Origin of the sequence: Alteromonas gracilis (genome assembly GCF_043642145.1) — a bacterium.
In the GTDB taxonomy this organism is placed as follows: Bacteria; Pseudomonadota; Gammaproteobacteria; order Enterobacterales; family Alteromonadaceae; genus Alteromonas; species Alteromonas gracilis_B.
Genome location: NZ_JBHZRZ010000003.1, coordinates 162,221 through 181,371 on the forward strand (window position 1 = coordinate 162,221; position 19,151 = coordinate 181,371).

At 45.2% G+C, this 19,151-nt stretch carries 14 protein-coding genes; 11 read left to right on the forward strand and 3 right to left on the reverse strand.

What is annotated here, in order from left to right; all coding sequences use genetic code 11:
* Nucleotides 1-110: 110 nt before the first annotated feature.
* Nucleotides 111-551, reverse strand: coding sequence for a MarR family winged helix-turn-helix transcriptional regulator (locus tag ACHUFN_RS07655; protein WP_394221740.1), 441 nt, complete (start codon nucleotides 549-551; stop codon nucleotides 111-113).
* 140 nt (nucleotides 552-691) lie between these two features.
* On the opposite strand from ACHUFN_RS07655, the gene ACHUFN_RS07660 reads away from it, so the two are divergent.
* From ACHUFN_RS07660 to ACHUFN_RS07670, 3 genes are all read left to right on the forward strand, one after another.
* Complete coding sequence (locus ACHUFN_RS07660; RefSeq protein WP_394221741.1) at nucleotides 692-1,120, forward strand: organic hydroperoxide resistance protein; 429 nt, start codon at nucleotides 692-694, stop codon at nucleotides 1,118-1,120.
* A gap of 229 nt (nucleotides 1,121-1,349) precedes the next feature.
* Nucleotides 1,350-3,275 (forward strand): M1 family metallopeptidase, encoded by a 1,926-nt coding sequence (locus ACHUFN_RS07665; protein WP_394221742.1) that lies wholly within the window; start codon nucleotides 1,350-1,352, stop codon nucleotides 3,273-3,275.
* A gap of 269 nt (nucleotides 3,276-3,544) precedes the next feature.
* Nucleotides 3,545-4,081 carry a redoxin domain-containing protein gene (locus ACHUFN_RS07670; RefSeq protein WP_394221743.1) on the forward strand — a complete coding sequence of 179 codons (537 nt, stop codon included), beginning with the start codon at nucleotides 3,545-3,547 and terminating at the stop codon, nucleotides 4,079-4,081.
* 161 nt (nucleotides 4,082-4,242) lie between these two features.
* On the opposite strand, the gene ACHUFN_RS07675 is transcribed toward ACHUFN_RS07670, so the two are convergent.
* Both ACHUFN_RS07675 and ACHUFN_RS07680 read right to left on the reverse strand, forming a co-directional pair.
* Nucleotides 4,243-4,845 carry a YigZ family protein gene (locus tag ACHUFN_RS07675; protein ID WP_394221744.1) on the reverse strand — a complete coding sequence of 201 codons (603 nt, stop codon included), beginning with the start codon at nucleotides 4,843-4,845 and terminating at the stop codon, nucleotides 4,243-4,245.
* Between the two features lie 84 nt (nucleotides 4,846-4,929).
* Entirely contained in the window at nucleotides 4,930-5,859 is a 930-nt protein-coding gene (locus tag ACHUFN_RS07680; protein ID WP_394221745.1) for a LysR family transcriptional regulator, read from the reverse strand.
* A gap of 224 nt (nucleotides 5,860-6,083) precedes the next feature.
* Here ACHUFN_RS07680 and ACHUFN_RS07685 point away from each other — a divergent pair, with 224 nt between their 5' ends.
* From ACHUFN_RS07685 to sstT, 8 genes are all read left to right on the forward strand, one after another.
* On the forward strand, nucleotides 6,084-7,052 hold the full coding sequence (locus ACHUFN_RS07685; RefSeq protein WP_394221746.1) for an aldo/keto reductase: 969 nt from the start codon (nucleotides 6,084-6,086) through the stop codon (nucleotides 7,050-7,052).
* Nucleotides 7,049-7,456 (forward strand): GlcG/HbpS family heme-binding protein, encoded by a 408-nt coding sequence (locus ACHUFN_RS07690; RefSeq protein WP_394221747.1) that lies wholly within the window; start codon nucleotides 7,049-7,051, stop codon nucleotides 7,454-7,456. The genes ACHUFN_RS07685 and ACHUFN_RS07690 overlap by 4 nt, the downstream gene beginning before the upstream one ends.
* A gap of 126 nt (nucleotides 7,457-7,582) precedes the next feature.
* Entirely contained in the window at nucleotides 7,583-9,445 is a 1,863-nt protein-coding gene (locus ACHUFN_RS07695; protein ID WP_394221748.1) for an alpha-amylase family glycosyl hydrolase, read from the forward strand.
* A 250-nt stretch (nucleotides 9,446-9,695) separates the two neighbouring features.
* Nucleotides 9,696-11,225, forward strand: coding sequence for an exonuclease subunit SbcD (sbcD, locus tag ACHUFN_RS07700; RefSeq protein WP_394221749.1), 1,530 nt, complete (start codon nucleotides 9,696-9,698; stop codon nucleotides 11,223-11,225).
* Nucleotide 11,226: 1 nt separating this feature from the next.
* A complete protein-coding gene (locus ACHUFN_RS07705; protein WP_394221750.1) occupies nucleotides 11,227-14,961 on the forward strand; it encodes an AAA family ATPase in 3,735 nt (1,244 codons plus the stop codon).
* A 109-nt stretch (nucleotides 14,962-15,070) separates the two neighbouring features.
* Nucleotides 15,071-16,504 (forward strand): S41 family peptidase, encoded by a 1,434-nt coding sequence (locus ACHUFN_RS07710; protein WP_394221751.1) that lies wholly within the window; start codon nucleotides 15,071-15,073, stop codon nucleotides 16,502-16,504.
* A 246-nt stretch (nucleotides 16,505-16,750) separates the two neighbouring features.
* Entirely contained in the window at nucleotides 16,751-17,695 is a 945-nt protein-coding gene (locus ACHUFN_RS07715; RefSeq protein ID WP_394221752.1) for a universal stress protein, read from the forward strand.
* 126 nt (nucleotides 17,696-17,821) lie between these two features.
* Nucleotides 17,822-19,042 carry a serine/threonine transporter SstT gene (sstT, locus tag ACHUFN_RS07720; RefSeq protein WP_394221753.1) on the forward strand — a complete coding sequence of 407 codons (1,221 nt, stop codon included), beginning with the start codon at nucleotides 17,822-17,824 and terminating at the stop codon, nucleotides 19,040-19,042.
* Nucleotides 19,043-19,151 lie beyond the last annotated feature (109 nt).

Consider the following 19,151-nt stretch of genomic DNA (forward strand, 5'->3'; position numbering starts at 1 on the left):
CATGAGTTTTGTGGTCATCGTACACGCGCTATAGGTCTGTAAGACAAGAACTGCGTTATGGCTAAAAGGTAAAAAGAAAGGAGCAGGTATGTGTATTAAAGCGACTTGGTCTAAAAATCTGCGTTTTCAAAACACCCGCCTAGCTTGTCGAGAAGGTGCTTCAACGTTTGACTCTCTTGTGCGCTCATGCCATTAAATTTACACAGCATTTGCGTAGGCACTGCTTCTGCTATGGCCTTTTTCTTTTTACCCGCAGAGGTCAGTTGAACCCGTTTCACACGTTTGTCTGCGCTGTCTTTAGCAACAATTAGAAAACCCTTGTCCTCAAGTTTTTTAAGGATCAGCGACATAGCACCGCCGTCAATGGCCGTTTTTTCTAAGAGTTTAGCAATCGTTATGTCGTCGGTTTCCCACAATGCCATTAAGGTTACATACTGAGGGTAGGTGATATCTAGCGCTTTAAGCAGGGGGCGGTAAGCGCGAGTAAACGCATTCGACAGCGTGTAAAAACGATGGCAAAGCTGATTTTCCAACTTCAATAATTCAGACATGACGGTTTACCCTTATAGATACGGCTCATTAACTATCAATAATAGTTTGCATACAAAGCACTTGATCTGCAAGTTGGTTTGGTGTTAATTTATTTTGCATGCAAAGTATTTATTTGGATAAACCTACGAGGAGAGCAACTATGCATAAGCTTCAACAAGTCGTTTACACAGGCAGTGCAACTGCAACAGGTGGTCGTGAAGGTACAGCGAAATCAAGTGATGGAAAGCTTGACCTTAAACTCTCTACACCCAAAGAACTGGGTGGCGCGGGCGGTGAAGGTACCAACCCTGAGCAGATGTTTGCAGCGGGCTACTCTGCGTGTTTTATTGGTGCGCTTAAACACGTAGCAGCATCACAAAAAATTAAACTAGCTGACGATATTAGCGTAACGGGCGATGTATCAATTGGTCCTATCGAGCAAGGCTTCGCCATTGCAGTAAAACTTACAGTAGATTTAGGCGATATGAATAAAGACCAAGCACAAAGCTTAGTGGATACTGCGCACCAGGTATGCCCATACTCAAACGCGACTCGCGGCAACATTGAAGTAGATATCACGCTAGCCTAATTGAAATGTGAGCTGACGCATTATTACACGCCAGCACATTACCGTTCTTAGCGACTCTAGTATAGTGATTACGCTGTACTGTAGTCGCAATGAACGTACAAAGTAATGTGTGGCAATGGCAAGATTTCACTTTGACGCGTGTATAAATGGCGACTCTACGAAATAGAGTCGCCAGTCCTATAACGGCTTGATACACTGAGTTGGTATCAATTATCCATTAGGACGTTAAATGAAAAAATACGGATTACTGGCTACATTCGTATGCGCGCCTGTGTTATTTGCGTGCAGTGACAACAGTAGTGTAGACACAGCAAAGACAGACAAAGATCAAACCACTCAATCTAGCTCTAGCACGGCCGCAGACAAGCAAGCTGAAGCTGCCATTGCTTCAGGCGTAGATTATCACTCCTTTGCAAACCCCAATGAAATTAAGGTTACACACCTTAGCTTAGACTTAACCGCAAACTTTGAGACCAAACAACTTGTAGGCGATGTAACCCTTGATGTTGAGCGCGCAAAACCTGAATACAACACATTAGTATTGGATACACGTGCGTTAGATATTCAAAGCGTAACTGTAAACGATGAAAGCGTTGCTTTTGAAATGGGTGAAACAGACCCTGATTTAGGTACACCGCTTACCATTACACTGCCTAGTTCAGCAAACTCAGTTACGGTAGCGTATTCAACCTCACCCGAAGCTTCTGGCGTGCAGTGGTTAACGCCAGCGCAAACAGCGGGCAAACAACATCCGTTTCTATTTACGCAAGCGCAAGCGGTTCACGCGCGTAGCTTTATTCCGCTTCAAGATTCACCTCAAGTACGCGTTACTTATGACGCTACCATAAAAACACCGGAATCTTTATTGGCGGTAATGAGTGCGTCAAACGATCCTACTACCGAACGAGATGGCGAATATGAGTTCACCATGCCGCAACCTATCCCGTCGTATCTTATTGCATTAGCCATTGGCGATTTAGAGTTCAAAGCCATGGGCGAGCGCACTGGTGTGTATGCTGAGCCAGCGCTTCTTGAAAGTGCAGCTAAAGAGTTTGAAGACACGGAAGCGATGCTTGAGGTAACGGAAGAGACGTATGGACCTTATCAGTGGGATCGCTACGACCTTCTTATTTTGCCCCCGTCGTTCCCGTTTGGTGGTATGGAAAACCCTCGCTTGTCGTTTATCACTCCAACCGTTATTGCGGGTGACAAAAGCTTAGTATCGCTTATTGCACATGAACTGGCACATAGTTGGTCAGGCAACACGGTAACTAATGCCACTTGGCGCGATTTGTGGTTAAACGAAGGCTTCACCACCTATTTAACCTACCGCATTATGGAAATGATCTACGGTCATGATCGCTTCAAAAAAGAAGCGGTGCTGGGTTATCAAGATTTAGAAAACGATGTTGCAGCCCTAGAAGAGAATGACGAGATCCTTGCTATCGACCTTCGTGGCCGCAACCCTGACGATGTTTTCTCTAATATTCCTTATGAAAAGGGCGCGCTATTTTTACGTGAAATTGAGCAAAAGATTGGCCGTGAAAACTTCGATGCGTTCTTAATGCAGTACTTTAAAGACTTTGCGTTTAAAAGCATCACTACCGATACCTTTATCGCTTATTTAGATGATACCTTGTTGAAACAATATCCAGACAAGCTAGACGCGAATCGCATTAACACATGGATTTTTGAACCGGGTATTCCAGAAGGCGCACCACAGCCTGAGTCTGATGCCTTCACAAAAATTGATGAAACGCGCAGTGCGTGGTTATCTGGTGAGGTGAAAGCAACAGAAATTGAAACGGCACAATGGACCGTTCATGAGTGGTTGTATTTCCTTAACAATATGCCTAATTCATTAAGTGAAACGCAGCTAGCTGAGCTAGACTCTGCATTTTCGCTTACTTCTACCAAAAACAATGAAATTGCCCATAGCTGGTTAATGATTGCGGTAGAAAACAATTATCAACCTGCCTACGATCGCTTGTATAGCTACCTAGTATCAATTGGCCGAAATAAGCTGGTTAAGCCGCTTTATCGCGAATTATCTAAAACGCCAGAAGGCAAAGCCTTTGCTAAGCGCGCGTTTGAAGAAGCAAAACCGGGCTACCATCCACTAACGGTAAAAGCGAATGAAGGTTATGTGAATTAAACTTTCACATTACTTCTTACAACAGACGTTTAAATAGTAAAAGCAGCTCAATTGAGCTGCTTTTTTTTATTACTTGTGGATGTTGCCAGCGCGTAACACAGATACCCGGTGGAAAAGTTGAAAAGAAAAATTGAACAAATGTTCAAAGAGGCGATCTGAAAGTTAAGTTTAACGTATCTAGTTTTACCTTTTGCAGCTTAAGTGCAGTGCAGCAAGCGCATTGTTTGCAGGCACTTTGAAGGATTCAACTACATTGTTAAGGAGTTTCTATGTATACGCAAAAAATGCATCCAGCAACAACGTTCCCAGAAGTTAGCGCCACGCTATCAAGTGGAGAGGCCGTGTCACTTACCGATAAGGAAGAGGGATGCGACTGGAAGATGGTGGTCGTGTATCGCGGTAAGCACTGCCCAATCTGCACGAAGTATCTCAATAAGCTTGAAGATTTTAAAGGTCGTCTTCGCGAAATTAACGTTGATGTGGTTGCCGTAAGTGGTGACAGTAAAGCGCAGCTTGATGAACACTTAGATGACTTGTCGATAACGTTTCCTATCGCCTATGGTTTGTCACAAGATGATATGAAAAAGCTAGGCCTGTATATTTCTGAGCCGCGCTCAGAAAAAGAAACCGATCACAACTTTGCAGAGCCAGCGCTATTCGTGCTCAACGAAAATAACGAGATTCACATAGCAGAGATTGCCAATGCACCATTCGTTCGCCCAGATTTAGAGCAGCTGGTGTCAGGGTTAGAGTTCATTCGCAACCCAGAAAACAACTATCCAATTCGCGGTACATTCAAAGGGTAACTGCTTTTGGCGTGGTAACATGGTTTTACAAAGTAATATTAAGGCCCTAAACACGGTTTAGGGCCCGCGTTATTGCACAACACTTCGCGAAAATAGCAGCGACATGCGCGTTGAAATACAAGTGTTAAGCCTGAAAGCGCAGTTTATAAACCCTAATTCAATTATTCGTCAGCAGCCGATACAGAAAACGCAATAGGTGCCATTTGCTTTTTAAAATCTTCTAGAGCACTCAGTGGGAGTTCTACACCTATTTTAACGCTGCTCGCGTAATCACAGTGCGCCACTTTTCCTTGTGCCTGTTCCACCAAATGACGAACAAATTGCTCGTGCTTAAAATCAATATCTACACTTAGCGCTTCTAGCTTTACTTCCTGCCTTACTTCAAGAGCGTCAATAGCTTGCTGGGCTGCAGCCGAGTATGCTCTTACCAATCCACCAGCACCCAATTTAATGCCACCGAAATAACGCGTGACAATAATCATAATGTCGCCAATGTCTTTGTGTTGTAACACATTCAAAATAGGCTTTCCGGCTGTACCGCTGGGTTCGCCATCGTCGGCCATAGCGGCGCTACTTGGAGAATTAGGGTTACCAAACACATAGGCCCAACAGTGGTGGCGAGCATCGGGGTACTGCTGTTTTACGCTATCTAAGAGCGCCATGGCACTCTCTCGTGAATTAGCATGACCAGCGCAAGCAATGAACTTGCTCTTTTTAATTTCGTACAGGGTTTCAACCTGATTGGCGGGAACGGGATAAGTCATCAGCGCATTGTAGTCTATGAGAACGTATTATTTAAGGCCGATAGGGCGAAGGTTGTACTTAAAAGGCACCTGGGTAGCTAATGTTTATATCGAACGGTTAAAAAAGCCATCATTTTGAGCGTGTTTCACTGCATCTAAAAACGCTTTCATTCTCAGCGATTGGTGAGGACGCTGTGGATGAATAATGTACATCTGGTGATGCTTCTTCTTCGACGTCGACTCTTGTTGCGCACCCGTGAGGTCATCGACATTAAAAAGCGCAGCAAGCTCACCGGTTTTAATATGCGCATTCACCACATAGCTAGGCAGTCTTGCTATGCCTCTTCCGGCCAAAACGTGTTGAATAAGTGCCAAGTTATCATTCAGTTTTAACCAGCCGTTAATGGGTGTGCGCTTACCATCTATTACCCAGCTATCCTGATCTGGGCCGCATAAACACTGATGCACATTTAAATCGCTAGCGCCACTGGGTTTGCCGTATTGTTCTAGATAATGCGGGGCTGCCACGATGGCATGGCTGTAGGTAAACAAAGGTTTCGCTACCATGTCTTGGGGCGGGTTGTTGGTAGACCTAAACGCTAAATCAAAATGGCCTCGATTCAAATCGTGTCTATGGTAGCTGGTGTCTAAGCGAAAGGTTACACCTGGATGTTGCTGAGAAAAGTTAAAACACAGTTCGCTTAACAGAAAATGAGCAAACATATTGGGCGCAGTAACGGCAATAACGCCCTCTAGTTGGGTGTGTTCGCGCACCAAGTTCTGTTCTAGTTCGACTACACTGCGATTGATTTTTTTGGTGTCGGCATAAACCTGTTTGCCTTCATTAGTCAGACTAACTTGGCGAGTAGAGCGTTGCAGTAACTTCACCCCAAGGGCCAGCTCTAGCTCTCGAATTTGCTCTGACAGATAACCTCTGGAGATCTGCATTTTCTCAGCAGCCGCACCAAAGCTTAATGTCTCAGCCACTGCGCCAAATAGCATTAAACGCTCTACTTTTTTATGGGGTTTCATCATCTATTTGCTCTGGTTTTATGCCTGTTCACCAAGATAGCAGCCGCGTGTGTTTATCTGCACCATGGGGCTGTGCTTATCAATTATATATAAAATTCTATTGTTCGCTATATGGAATAATAATTTCGCTATTGTGCGCCCAAAGTAGGCTAAAGCAGGCGTAAAATTGTCTCATTAATCGGTGTGCTTTATCCCATTGTTCACCCCTATTTTTGAGTGAGTAAAAAATGAAAAATTTACCTTTAAACCACTATTTTCCAGACGCTAGCCAGTTGGTGTACGGCTGCATGGCTATTGGTGGCGAGTGGGACTACAACCCAATTACCAAAGAGCAAATTCAGCATGCTTTTACCGCAATTGACGCAGCCCTTGAAGCAGGCATTACTGTTTTTGACCACGCTGATATTTACCGCATGGGCAAAGCAGAGCAAGCATTTGGTGAGTTACTTAAAGCACGACCAAACTTGCGTTCAGACATTATTTTACAGTCAAAATGCGGCATTCGTTTTGATGACGACTTAGGCCCTAAGCGTTATGACTTTTCGAAAGACTGGATTGTAAAATCGGTAGAAAATACGCTGTCGCGTTTAAACACTGAGTACCTCGATTTGTTGTTGCTGCACCGTCCTGACCCTTTAATGGAAGAGGAAGAAGTTGCCGCAGCTTTCGATGCTTTGCATGAAAGTGGCAAAGTTAAACACTTTGGTGTGTCTAATATGAGTGGCGTGCAGATGCAGCATTTAAATCACTATATTAACCAGCCGCTAATTGCTAATCAGGTAGAGATGAGCCTAACCAATTTGGGGTTTGTCGATGAAGGCATTTATGTAGGAAACCCTGATGGTAAAAACGTGAACTTCACCGCAGGTACCCTTGAATATGCAAAACAGAACGGCATTCAAATGCAGTCGTGGGGCCCTTCTAGCCAAGGAAAATATTCAGGTGCACCAGTAACGCTAACCGCGCAAGAGGAAGCGACGAAAAAATTGATTACCTCGCTGGCGCAAAAATATGACGTATCTTCAGATGCTATCGTACTGGCTTGGCTTATGCGCCACCCTAGTAATATTCAGCCAATCGTAGGTTCGGCAAACCCTAGTCGAATTAAAGCGAGTGCTGAAGCCACCACCATTTCTCTTTCACGAGAAGACTGGTACGCGTTATATGTAAGTGCAAAAGGAGTAGAGTTACCATGATAGGTTCTATTTCACTAACTCAGGCTCAGTCTATGATTTCGGCAAGCGTTAATTGGGCAAAAGATAACAACCAGCACATTGCTGTTGCCGTTGTTGACTGTGTGGGTGAACTCATTGCTTTTTCCCGTATGGATGAAACAAGCCCACAAACCTGTTTATTAGCGCAGAACAAAGCATATACCGCAGCACGAGACAGACAAAAAACAAGCCAACTAGCGGCATGGTCCAAAGAGACAGGCAAAACCATTAACTTTTGGACGGATGCGCGTATTACCGGTATGGCTGGTGGGGTACCGATAAAAGATGGCAACGGTAAGGTGTTAGGCGCAATGGGCATTAGCGGCATGGCGGAAGAGGCTGATGAAGCGCTGGCCGAACAGGTTGCTAGCCAGTTTTTTTCCTAAATTTAGATGCTTAACTAGGGCCTGTTTATCTTTGATGTACAGCAAAGATAACCAAGCCCTAAAAATAGTTAAAGATGCTTGCACGCCGTGAGGTTGTTGCATAGCAAACATAAAGGAACACCTTCAATGATCAGAACCACGTTTAGAATGGCGGTAACCGTTGCTGCCATGGCGCTAGCGTTAAGCGCATGTAGCGAGACTAAAGAGGCGGTTGAAACACAAGGCTCAATGTCAACAAAAGGCCCAGCTGTAACACAAGACGCCAGCACAAAAAGTCAAAAAGAAGTAAAGCTTGAAAGCTATTTAGCGCGTGATGTGCGAGAAGATGTATTTTATTTTGTTATGCCAGACAGGTTTAACAACGGTGACACCTCTAACGATAACGGTGCGCCAGAGGGCTCAATTTCTCATGGTGGACTGGATACCACATCGAAATGGGCCTTTCACGGCGGTGATACGGCGGGCATTGAGCAAAAGCTAGATTACCTGAAGTCAATGGGCATAACGGCTATTTGGATGACACCTATTTTACGCAACAAAGCCATTCAACAAGACGGCTTTGCTCATCATGGTTATTGGATTGTCGATTTTACTGAAATTGATCCACATTTTGGCAGTAACGCTGACTTAAAACGTTTAATTGATGCTGCCCACGCTAAAGACATTAAGGTGTTCTTCGACATCATCACAAACCACACAGCCGACGTGATTAAGTACGATGAGTGCCACAATGCAGACGGTTCGTTTAAAGATGGCTTAACACGATGTGCTTACCGTAATCTTGAACAGGTGAAGGATAATGGTACTTACCGTGCATTCGTACCAGAAAAGGAGCAGGGCGAAAAGTTTCCTGAATGGCTGAATGACCCTCGCTATTATCACAATCAGGGTGACACAACCTTTGAAGGTGAAAATAGCTTATATGGCGACTTTAACGGGTTAGATGATATCAATACCGAAGACCCAAAAGTGGTTGAAGGGATGATAGATATTTACACCAAGTTGATTAGCGAATTTAAACCTGACGGCTTCAGAATAGATACGGTTAGGCACGTTCAGCTACCGTTTTGGCAGGCATTTTCGCCAGCAATAATGGCCCATGCAAAAGATGAAGGAATACCAAACTTCCACGTGTTTGGTGAAGTATACGACCCAAGCCCAGAAGCGCTTAGCGCTTACACGACCACTGGCAAACTACCTGCCGTGCTTGATTTTGGGTTTCAAAGTGCTGTTGGCGGCGTGTTCTTCGAAGGCAAACCCGTTTCTAATATTGAAGCGTTAATTGCTCAAGATCACCTGTATTACGACGAAGATAGCAATGTAAATCAGCTGCTTACCTTTTTAGGTAATCACGACATGGGGCGTCCTGGCTTCTTTTTGAACAAGCACTTACCGAATATTGAAAACGAAGAAAAGCTAAAACGCAGCATGTTGGCTCACGCCATGATGTTTTTCTCTCGTGGTGTGCCAGTGGTGTACTACGGTGATGAACAGGGCTTCACTGGCGATGGAAACGATGTAGATGCCAGAGAAGACATGATGCCTTCAAAAGTGGCAAGCTATAACGACAACGTCCTGTTGGGGAGCGAACAAACCACGCAAGACGACAATTTCAATATGCAGCATCCGCTGTATCAGGCTATTGGTCAGTATGCCGCTATTCGCCAGCAACAGCCGCTACTGCAATACGGCGTGCAGGAAAATCGTCTGTTTGATGATGAAAAGCAGGTGTTTGCCTTTGCAAGGGTGGCTGATAAGGCAATGCCTACACAGAGCACCCAGCAGCCTAGTGCCAAGGCGAAAGAGCTATTCGTTGTATTTAACGTATCAGCAGCACCGCAAACCGTGAATGTGGCAAAGCAATATGCGGCTTATCTGCCTATTGCTGGCTCGGCAGCCATCACTGGAAGCGATCAAACCAATGGCGAACAAACAAATGCGGTAATAACAGTGCCTGCATTTAGTTTTGGAATATTCGCATCGAATTAACAACGTTACGTTAAATCTTGCTATTAAAGGATCCTCACAGGAGCCGCGCCTACGCCATGTCTTTAGGCAAAGCTCCTGTCCTCTTTTGCACTTGCGCTAAGCCAGTGCGCACAAACCATTGTCATAAAACCACAAAATCTCTATAGTTGCTGAAAGGCCATGAATACATTAAATCAAATGGCCATGGCAACAGCCGCATAGCACCTATGCGTATCTCTATCTCCAATGCAAAAGCCTGGTTCACTTCTACATGAAAATATTGCACACGTCTGACTGGCATTTAGGTCAGAGCTTTTTTACGAAAAGCCGTAAAAACGAACACGCCGCATTCCTTAAATGGCTACTTCAGCAAGTAGAGATGCATCAAATAGATGCCATTATCGTGGCGGGGGATGTGTTTGATACGGGAACACCACCAAGCTATGCCAGAGAGTTATACCACGCCTTTATTGGCGAATTGCAGGGCATGCAATGCACGCTGGTGGTGCTAGGCGGGAACCACGATTCTGTGTCGGTGCTTAATGAAAGTAAGGCCTTGCTAAAGTATTTAAATAGCCATGTTATTGCCAGTACTTATGGCGAAATTAGCGATCAAGTTATCACTCTAAACAACCGACAAGGTAAGCCCAGCGCTGTGCTATGTGCGGTGCCTTTTATTCGCCCGCGTGATGTTATAGTTAGTGAGGCTGGCCAAAGCGCGACAGATAAGCGTCAGGCTCTAGGTGATGCCATAAAACAGCACTACGGCGAGCTGTACAAAGAGGCGTTAACACTGCGCGCTGGTTTAGTGCGTAACGAAAAACCTGGTGAAAGTGAGACTCCCCCTGCCATTCCAATTATCGCCACAGGCCATTTAACGGCTTTGGGCGTGAGTCAGTCGGAAAGTGTACGTGATATCTACATAGGTACCTTGGAAGGTTTTGATGCCAGTGGTTTTCCGCCTGCCGATTATATTGCATTAGGGCATATTCACAGGCCCCAAAAAGTCTCGAAAAGCGAGCATATACGCTATTCAGGTTCGCCGATACCTTTAAGTTTTGACGAACTCAACACGCAAAAACAAGTGGTGCTGGTAGAGTTTGAGCCCACAAGCACCACACCGAATATTTCGACGCTTCCTGTACCGCGTTTTCAAGCGATGGAAGTGATAAAGGGCGATTTGCAAACCATTGAACACGCTATTAATACGAGCGAGACCATTGAAACCAACAAAGACCCGGTGTGGTTGTGCATAGAAGTTGAAACGCAAGACTACTTGACCGATTTACAGCAACGTATTCAAAACGTGTTAGAAGGAAAAAACGCAGAAATTTTGCAGCTAAAGCGCGTGCGCCAAAAGGCGGTAAAAAGTTTGAGCGAAAAACAAAACGTTCAGCTTAGCGAACTGTCGGTGAACGACGTATTCGAAGCGCGGTTGGCGTTAGAATCGTTTGAGGACACGTTAGATGAAACCTCACCTAACCCAGACATGCCTTTGTCTTTCACAGACACAGCTTCACCGCCCACAGGTGCGCCTCCGCAGATGAAACTTTCTCGCATAAGCCGCATTAGGCAACTATTTACAGATGCTGTGGAGCTTGTTCACACCAACGACGAAGACTTGGAAAACACAAGCTCTACAAGCCTTTTAGGCGCTAGCAATAATTCACCAGCAAGTAGCAATTCTCAAGACGGCACCACGGCAATGCAAGGCAGCGTTGAGCCAGCTGGTCAAACCCAAACAAGCCAAACCCAACCAAAGCAAACCCAACCAAAGCAAACAGAAAAGGGCGAAGAATAAAATGAGAATATTGTCGCTACGCCTTAAAAACTTAAACGCGCTAAAAGGGGAGTGGAAAATCGATTTCACCCAATCGCCCTTTATCGACAATGGTTTATTTGCTATTACCGGCCCTACCGGCGCGGGGAAAACTACATTACTTGACGCAATATGTTTAGCGCTTTATCACCAAACTCCGCGATTAGGGGCTATTTCCACCTCGAATAACGACATAATGACCCGAGGCACAGCCGAGTGCTTGGCAGAGGTAGAGTTCGACATTAAAGGCAAGGCCTACCGCGCATTTTGGAGTATGCGACGGGCTCGGGGCAGAGTTGATGGTAACCTTCAAAGCGCCGATGTTGAATTAGCCGAAGTAGAAAGTGGTAAGGTATTGGCCACGCAAGTTCGCCCTAAAAGTGAAGAAATTGAAAAGCTTACAGGGCTTAATTTTGCGCGCTTCACTAAATCTATGATGCTGTCACAGGGTGACTTCGCTGCGTTCTTAAATGCCAATGAAGCTGACAGGGCAGAATTATTGGAAGAACTTACGGGTACGGAAATTTACGGGCAAATTTCACAAGCGGTGCATCAACAGTTTAGCGATGCTAAACAAAAGAAAAAGGAATTTGCCTTAAAGCTTGAAGGGGTAACTTTATTAAGTGAAGAGCAAGTTTCCGAGTTACAGCAAGAGCAAACCAACACTAAACAGAAAGTGACTGTATTAAACCAGACGCTTTCTGAGCTACAGCAACAACTCACATGGCAGCAAGCGGTGAAAAGTAATGAAGCCGCGCTTCATCAAGCTAAACAAGCGCAACATACGGCCAATCACGCAATTGAAGAAGCCAAAGACGACTTAGACCGTTTGCAGCAAAGTGAGCCCGCTGAAACCCTTCGCATGCCTTACGCACAGCGCAATGCGCTGCAGCACGATGTGACTACCTATCAACAGCGACTGAACGACAAAGCGGCTCAGTTACCTGACTTACAAGGGAAAAAGGCGCAGCACTCAGCAGATGTAAACAAGGCCGAGCAGGCGCTAGCGGAAGCTAAGCAGCAAAACACAGCGCTAGAAAAGCGCATTAACGAACACGTAAACCCTCTTGATAACCAGATTGCCCAGCACGTTTCGGCGCAGCAGAAAGCTAACGAAGCCGCAGAGCGCCTAACGGCGTCGGTGAATACGTTAACGGCAACGCGCGAGCAAACTGAAAGTGCATCTGCAGAAAATAAAGCCAAGCTTAAGGCGCTTGAAAGCTACCTGAGTGAGCACAGTTCGCTAGGTGATATTGCTGAATTCATAAGTGGGTGGAGTGAAACGGCCCGTTATCTTGAAAGCGAGCAGCAACAGCTAAAAACACAACACCAACAAGTAGATGACGAAGGCCAGGCGCTGGCTACGCTCGATGATTCGATAGCTAAAAGTAACCAAGTATTAAGTGAACTCACGCAAAAAGACGACGCGGAAAAAGTGCAGGTTGCCTCGTGTGAGCAAGCGCTTTTAACAACCCTAAGCAACACTAGCAAAGCTAGCCTGCATAAAGAACGCGATGTTAAATTATATCACTGGGATAACCTAATACAGCTAGGACACGTTCAGCAGCGTTATCTTTCAAACGAGCAAGACATAGCCTCGTTGAATACGCAAAAAAGTGATTTAGCCAAAACACTTAAGCAGCAACAAAACGAGCGAAGTGCGCTGGCAGACGCCTACAAAGAAACGCGCAGCAACCTAAAAGATGTTGAAGCGTTAATAGCTTTAGATGCTGAAGTGGCACATTTGCGTGCGCAGCTAGAAGAGGGCGAGCCGTGCCCCGTTTGTGGCGCTAACGAGCATACTACCTCTTCGGTGGCAATTGATGTGCCTGAAACCGTGAAAAAGCGAGATAACCTAAAGCAACAGCTTGATGATATTGAGCAAAAAGGGGCAAAAGCGAAAGACAGTGTTACGCAAACCGAGCTAACCTTAAGTCAAATAGACAAACAGTACCAAAACGCAATGTCACAACACAACGAGCTGCTTGAAAATTGGAAGCACTTGGCAAGCGAGCTAAGTGCTGATGTACCAAGCTTTACTAAAGTAGATACTCAAGTAGACATTCACATCGCACAAAGCGTGGCAGACTTCACGCAGCAATTTAAAACACGACTCGATGAAATCAACGCCCAGCTTGCAAATATAGAGCATGCCGAGCAAGCATTAACGGCAGCCACCCAGCGTGCGAGCCAAGCTAACAACGCGCTAAATGCTGCACAAACCGAACTAACCGTGTTAACCCAGCAGCGTACAACATTGGCTAAGCAAATCGGCGCGCAAAACACCGAACTAGCCAATAAAGCCAAAGCGATGGAACAGAGATTTGCGGCGCTTTGTGAAACCATGCAGGAACACGGCGCTTCTTTTTCTAAATACTCAACTACGTCTAATTCTATTGCCCATCTAACCACTTGGCTTTTTGAAAAAACTGACGCGCTTAAAACCTATAAGCAAAACCAGCAGCTGCACGGCAATCTTAAAAATGAGTTTCAAGGCGTGAGTGAAAAGCTATTATTGCTTAATCGCGATATTGAAAGTGAGCAAAAACAGCTTAATGAAACACTGTCACAACTAGCACAGCATGAGGAGGAATTGGTAACACTTCGAAAACATCGTGAAGAGATTTTCCCTGAGGCTGACATTGACAGCGCCCGCAGCAAAGCGAAGGCGAACATAGACAGTGCCGAGCGAGGCGTAAACCAGTACAAAGCGCATTTGCAGCACATAGAAACCACGCTTTCTCGTTTAGAGGCAGAAATAGCCCAGCTTAACGAGCAAATTAGTGAAAAACAGAAGGCGTTGTCAGAGGCAAGTGAGCGTTTCAACGCGCAGCTAGCAGCTAGCCCGTTCAGCGATGAGCAGGCATTCAGCAAGGCTTTGCTAGATGAAGGCACTCGCAAAACGCTTGTAGAGCTTGAGCAGCGTTTAACCCGTCAAAAGCAGCAGGCAGACCTTCAGCTAGACAATGCATTAACCACCCAACAGTCGCTTCAAAACCAAGAGAACGCCGAGTTATGGCAGCAAGAGCTCAATGAGCACGGGCCGCAATGGGTTGAAAGTCGCATGGCCGAAAACGCACAGCAACGCGACGCGCTACTGTCTGCGCTAGGTCAAATTGATCAGCAGCTTAATGCCAACAATCAGGCCCGTGAAAAACAGCAGCAGTTAGTTGATGAAATGGCTGCCTTTGAAACGTTTTACGACGATATTACCTACTTGCACTCGTTAATAGGGTCGGCAAGTGGCGATAAGTTTAGGCGTTTTGCCCAAGGGTTAACGCTAGATAACCTTGTTCAGCTGGCCAATCAGCAGCTAGATAAACTGCACGGACGTTACCAGCTTATACGTAAAGAAAACGAAGGGCTGGCTTTGAGCGTATTAGATACATGGCAGGGAGATGTGGTGCGTGACACCAAAACACTCTCTGGAGGCGAAAGTTTTTTGGTGAGCTTGGCGCTGGCGTTGGCACTGTCTGACTTAGTGAGTCACAAAACCAGTATCGATTCACTCTTTTTGGATGAAGGGTTTGGCACGTTAGATGCGCAAACGCTTGATGTGGCGCTCGATGCGCTAGATAACTTAAACGCCAGTGGCAAAATGATAGGGGTAATCAGTCATATTGAAGCCATGAAAGAGCGCATTCCTACTCAGCTTAAGGTAATAAAGCGAAATGGTGTGGGCTTAAGTGCGCTAGAGAAGCCTTATGCGGTGGTGTAATCATCATCGCGTTAATATATTTGTTTACAAGTATGCTTATCAGTAGCGCTAGTAATTCCATGGCGTTATGGTAGTTTAAAAATCAATAATGAAATGGACCTCGTCTAAAATGAAAAAACGTGCGCTGCTGCCCCTTTTCTCCTTAATTACCCCGCTTTTTTGTGTCGCCAATACTTTCAATTGCGCTGATGAGTTTGCATGGCTGAAAGCCACCTTTGAAACCAACGACGCTGGTTTTCATTATGCGGTGTCGAATAAAGGGCAAGCTGTATATGAGGCCCATAATAGGGGCGCTTTGGCCTCTGCTCAGGCGGCTTCCGGTGTTGAGCAATGTCATGTAGTGCTGCGTGATTGGTTAGCGTTTTTTCGCAAGGGGCATATAGGTTTATCTCTCAATAGTACAGGCTCAAGTGAGGCTGTGCATGCTTCTGCAGTGCAGCCCTTCGATGTACCCGCTTTTAAACAATACTTGAAGAACAAAAATGAGGAAGACTTAGAAGGTCTTTGGCAGTTTTCGAGCTATACCGTGGCGCTTAAAAAAGAAGAAAATGCATACCGCGCCTATATTACAGAAAGCAAGAATCCAGCGTGGCAACCCGGCCAAGTCAAGTTTGTTATCAATGATGTTGACGGTGATAAAGACAGCGCAAACATCACCTTTTTTATGGGTGACCACTCCCCGTATTCTGTAGACCGCCTTACCCATTTGGGGCGAAACGAAGTGGTATTGGGCGACAACTTTATTGTGATGTCTCGCCTTGCGCCACGGCAAGAAAGTTCGCCGGAAATGAAGCGCTACGTTCGCCTGTTAAATGCCAAAAAGCCCAGTTTCGAAAAAGTCTCTGAGACAACTGCTTTAGTGCGTATTCCTTCTTTTGAACTTGGGTATAAACAGGAAATCGATGCGTTGATCGCCGCTAATCTGGATACCATTTTACGCACCGAAAACTTAATTATCGATATCAGAGGCAACGGCGGTGGCAGTGATGTTAGCTATGAATCTTTACTACCGTTAATCTATACCAACCCCATTCGCGTTATAGAAATGGAGTATTTGTCTACGCCGCTAAACAATTCGAGAATGCTAAGTTTTATGGATAATCCTCACTTCTCAGATGAAGAAAAAGCGTGGGCAAAGTCAGGCTATGACACACTTTCAAAGCATTTAGGGCAGTTCGTAATACTGGGTGACGCACTTACGATAAAAGACTATGAAACCGTGCACGCTTACCCAAAAAGCGTGGGCGTATTGATTAATAACCGCAACGGCAGCACGGCTGAACAATTCCTGCTGGCCGCCAAGCAAAGTAAAAAAGTGAAATTGTTTGGCCAAACCACCGCTGGCGTGCTTGATATCTCCAACATGTATCAAGTTGATTCGCCGAGCAAACACTTTACTTTACACTATAGCCTGACGAGAAGTTTACGCATTCCTCACATGGCCATTGATGGTAAAGGCTTACAACCTGACTACTATATTGATAGTGAGCTTCCCGTACATCAGTGGATCTCGCATACGCAAAGCATGTTGGAAGGTGTTTAGGTTTATTTTTACTTGTAAGAAGCTTTAGTAAACGCAATGGGGGCGAGGGAGTAATACGGTCGTAGTGATTGCCGCCGGCCAACAGCGATTAAATTCAGCGCGGCTATACAACGGCACGCGTTTTAAAGAGTCTTGCCTATACTTAGTAAAGAGCAAGCATTGCAATTTTTCATGGTATTAAGTGGCTTGGTTGCGATGATAACGCTTAGAGCCGAGCTACTATTAAGTAGATATGAGGAGTGAAGAATGAAAACATTTAAGCGAATTTTAGTTGTTGTTAATCACGATGATGTGGATAGTGCAAACCTTGCTGTTCAGCGTGGTGTAGAGGTGGCAAACAATAGTAATGCTGTTTTGACCTTAATGACTATTATTCCTCACCCCAAAAAACTATTGGCTTCTCTTGAAGGGTTGATATCAGAGAAAGAGCTTATAACTAAACGACAGTCGTCGGCAGAAGCTGAACTCAATGCATTGGCGCAATCAGTTGACACTAAGCAGCCAGTAAAAGTCATTGTTACCACCGGGCGCGACTTCATCGAGATAATTAGAGAAGTCGTATTAGATGAACACGATCTTCTTATTAAGGTAGCGCAAAGTAAAGATACTGGATTTGGCAGCAGTGATTTTCATCTTATGCGTAAATGCCCGCAGCCAGTGTGGCTAGTTAAACCTCGAATCACGTCGCCACAAAAAGTGTTAGCTGCTATCGATTTATCAATGGAAGATGATGAGGAAGGAAGGCAGTTAAATGAAAGGATCATGAGCCTGTCGTTGCTGGTAGCAAAAGCCCACGAATGTGATGTAGAAGTATTATCGTGCTGGTCGGTTTATGGAGAAAGCAGTCTGAGAAACAGTGCTTTTTTTCGTTTTTCTGAAGAGCAAATGAACGAGCTTCTGCAAAAAGAAGAGCATGCAAATAGAGAGAAACAAAACGAGCTGATTGCACGCTTTTCCAAGGGGGAAAAGCAAGGGCTTAAGATTCAAGGAAATGTGGTAAAGGGCGACCCAACTGAGGCAATTCCCGCTTTTGTTAATGAAAATGGCATTGATGTTTTGGTGATGGGTACAGTGGCCAGAACAGGCATTCCTGGGCTGTTAATTGGCAATACATCTGAAACAATTCTAAATCAGGTCAATACTTCAGTACTTACGCTTAAGCCTGAAGGCTTTGAGTCAATCATAAAATAGGTAAAGATGTAAACTCGCGTAAACGCCCAGTACACGGTAATTTGCGAGTATCTAAGGTCAAACAGGTTCATTTACACGGCGTAATCCTATATGGTGCGTCGTCAAAATAACAATGGACCAACATTTATGGATTCAACGTCACGCCCTAGTCTGTTCCAGCGCTACATGAATGGCAGTTTGGTATTGCAAATTATTGTCGGCATTGTATGCGGAATCGCAATTGCCAGCCTGTCTCCCTCTTCGGCTCAGTCAGTAGGGCTTTTGGGTAACCTGTTTGTAAAAGCGCTTAAAGCCATAGCTCCGCTGTTAGTTTTTGTGTTGGTAATGGCGTCTATCGCCAATCACAAGCAAAACGAGCAAACCTTTATTAAGCCAGTATTGGTGCTTTATCTTTTAGGCACGCTTATGGCTGCGCTTACTGCCGTTCTGGTAAGTTTTGCGTTTCCCACCAGTTTAAGTTTAGTTACTTCAGAAATTAGTCAGGCCGCACCTAAAGGTGTGTCGGAAGTGCTTACCACGTTGCTTTATAACATGGTGGATAACCCGGTAAACGCGTTAGTGACAGGAAACTACATAGGTATTTTAACGTGGTCAGTGGGGTTAGGTTTAGGGCTTCGCCACGCAAGCGATGCGACCAAGGCGCTGCTTCAAAATATGGCAGACAGCGTGACCACGGTAGTAGGCTTTGTGATTAAGCTGGCGCCTTTTGGTATTTTTGGTTTGGTTGCTAATACCATTGCGACCACGGGCTTTGAAGCCTTATTAGGGTATTCACACTTACTCACTGTTTTGATTGGCGCCATGTTGTTTATTGCGCTAGTCACAAACCCTTTGTTGGTATTTTTGGCCACCAAAAAGAACCCTTATCCGTTAGTGTTTAAATGTTTAAAGGAAAGCGGTATTACGGCGTTTTTCACGCGCAGTTCAGCGGCAAATATTCCCGTAAACATGGCGTTGTGTAAACGCTTAAAGCTAGATGAAGATACTTATTCTGTGTCTATTCCTCTTGGTGCAACCATTAACATGGCAGGGGCTGCTATTACTATTACAGTACTCACCCTTGCAGCGGTTAATACGTTAGGTATCTCGGTAGACTTTCCAACAGCAGTGCTACTAAGCGTCATTGCGGCCGTATCAGCTTGTGGAAGCTCTGGCGTAGCCGGTGGTTCGTTATTATTAATCCCGCTTGCGTGTAGCTTGTTTAACATTCCAAATGAAGTGGCTATGCAGGTGGTGGCAGTGGGCTTTATCGTTGGTGTACTTCAAGATTCAGCAGAGACGGCGCTTAATAGCTCTACCGACGTGCTGTTTACCGCTGCGGCTTGCGAGCGCGCTAGCGTTAAATAAAAAAACACGTCACACGCCCGAAAGGCAGTACAAATTAATAAAGCGTGGCGACCTTAGAGCAGTAAGGTCGCCACGCTTTTTATTATCTGAACAAAAACTTTGTTCGCCT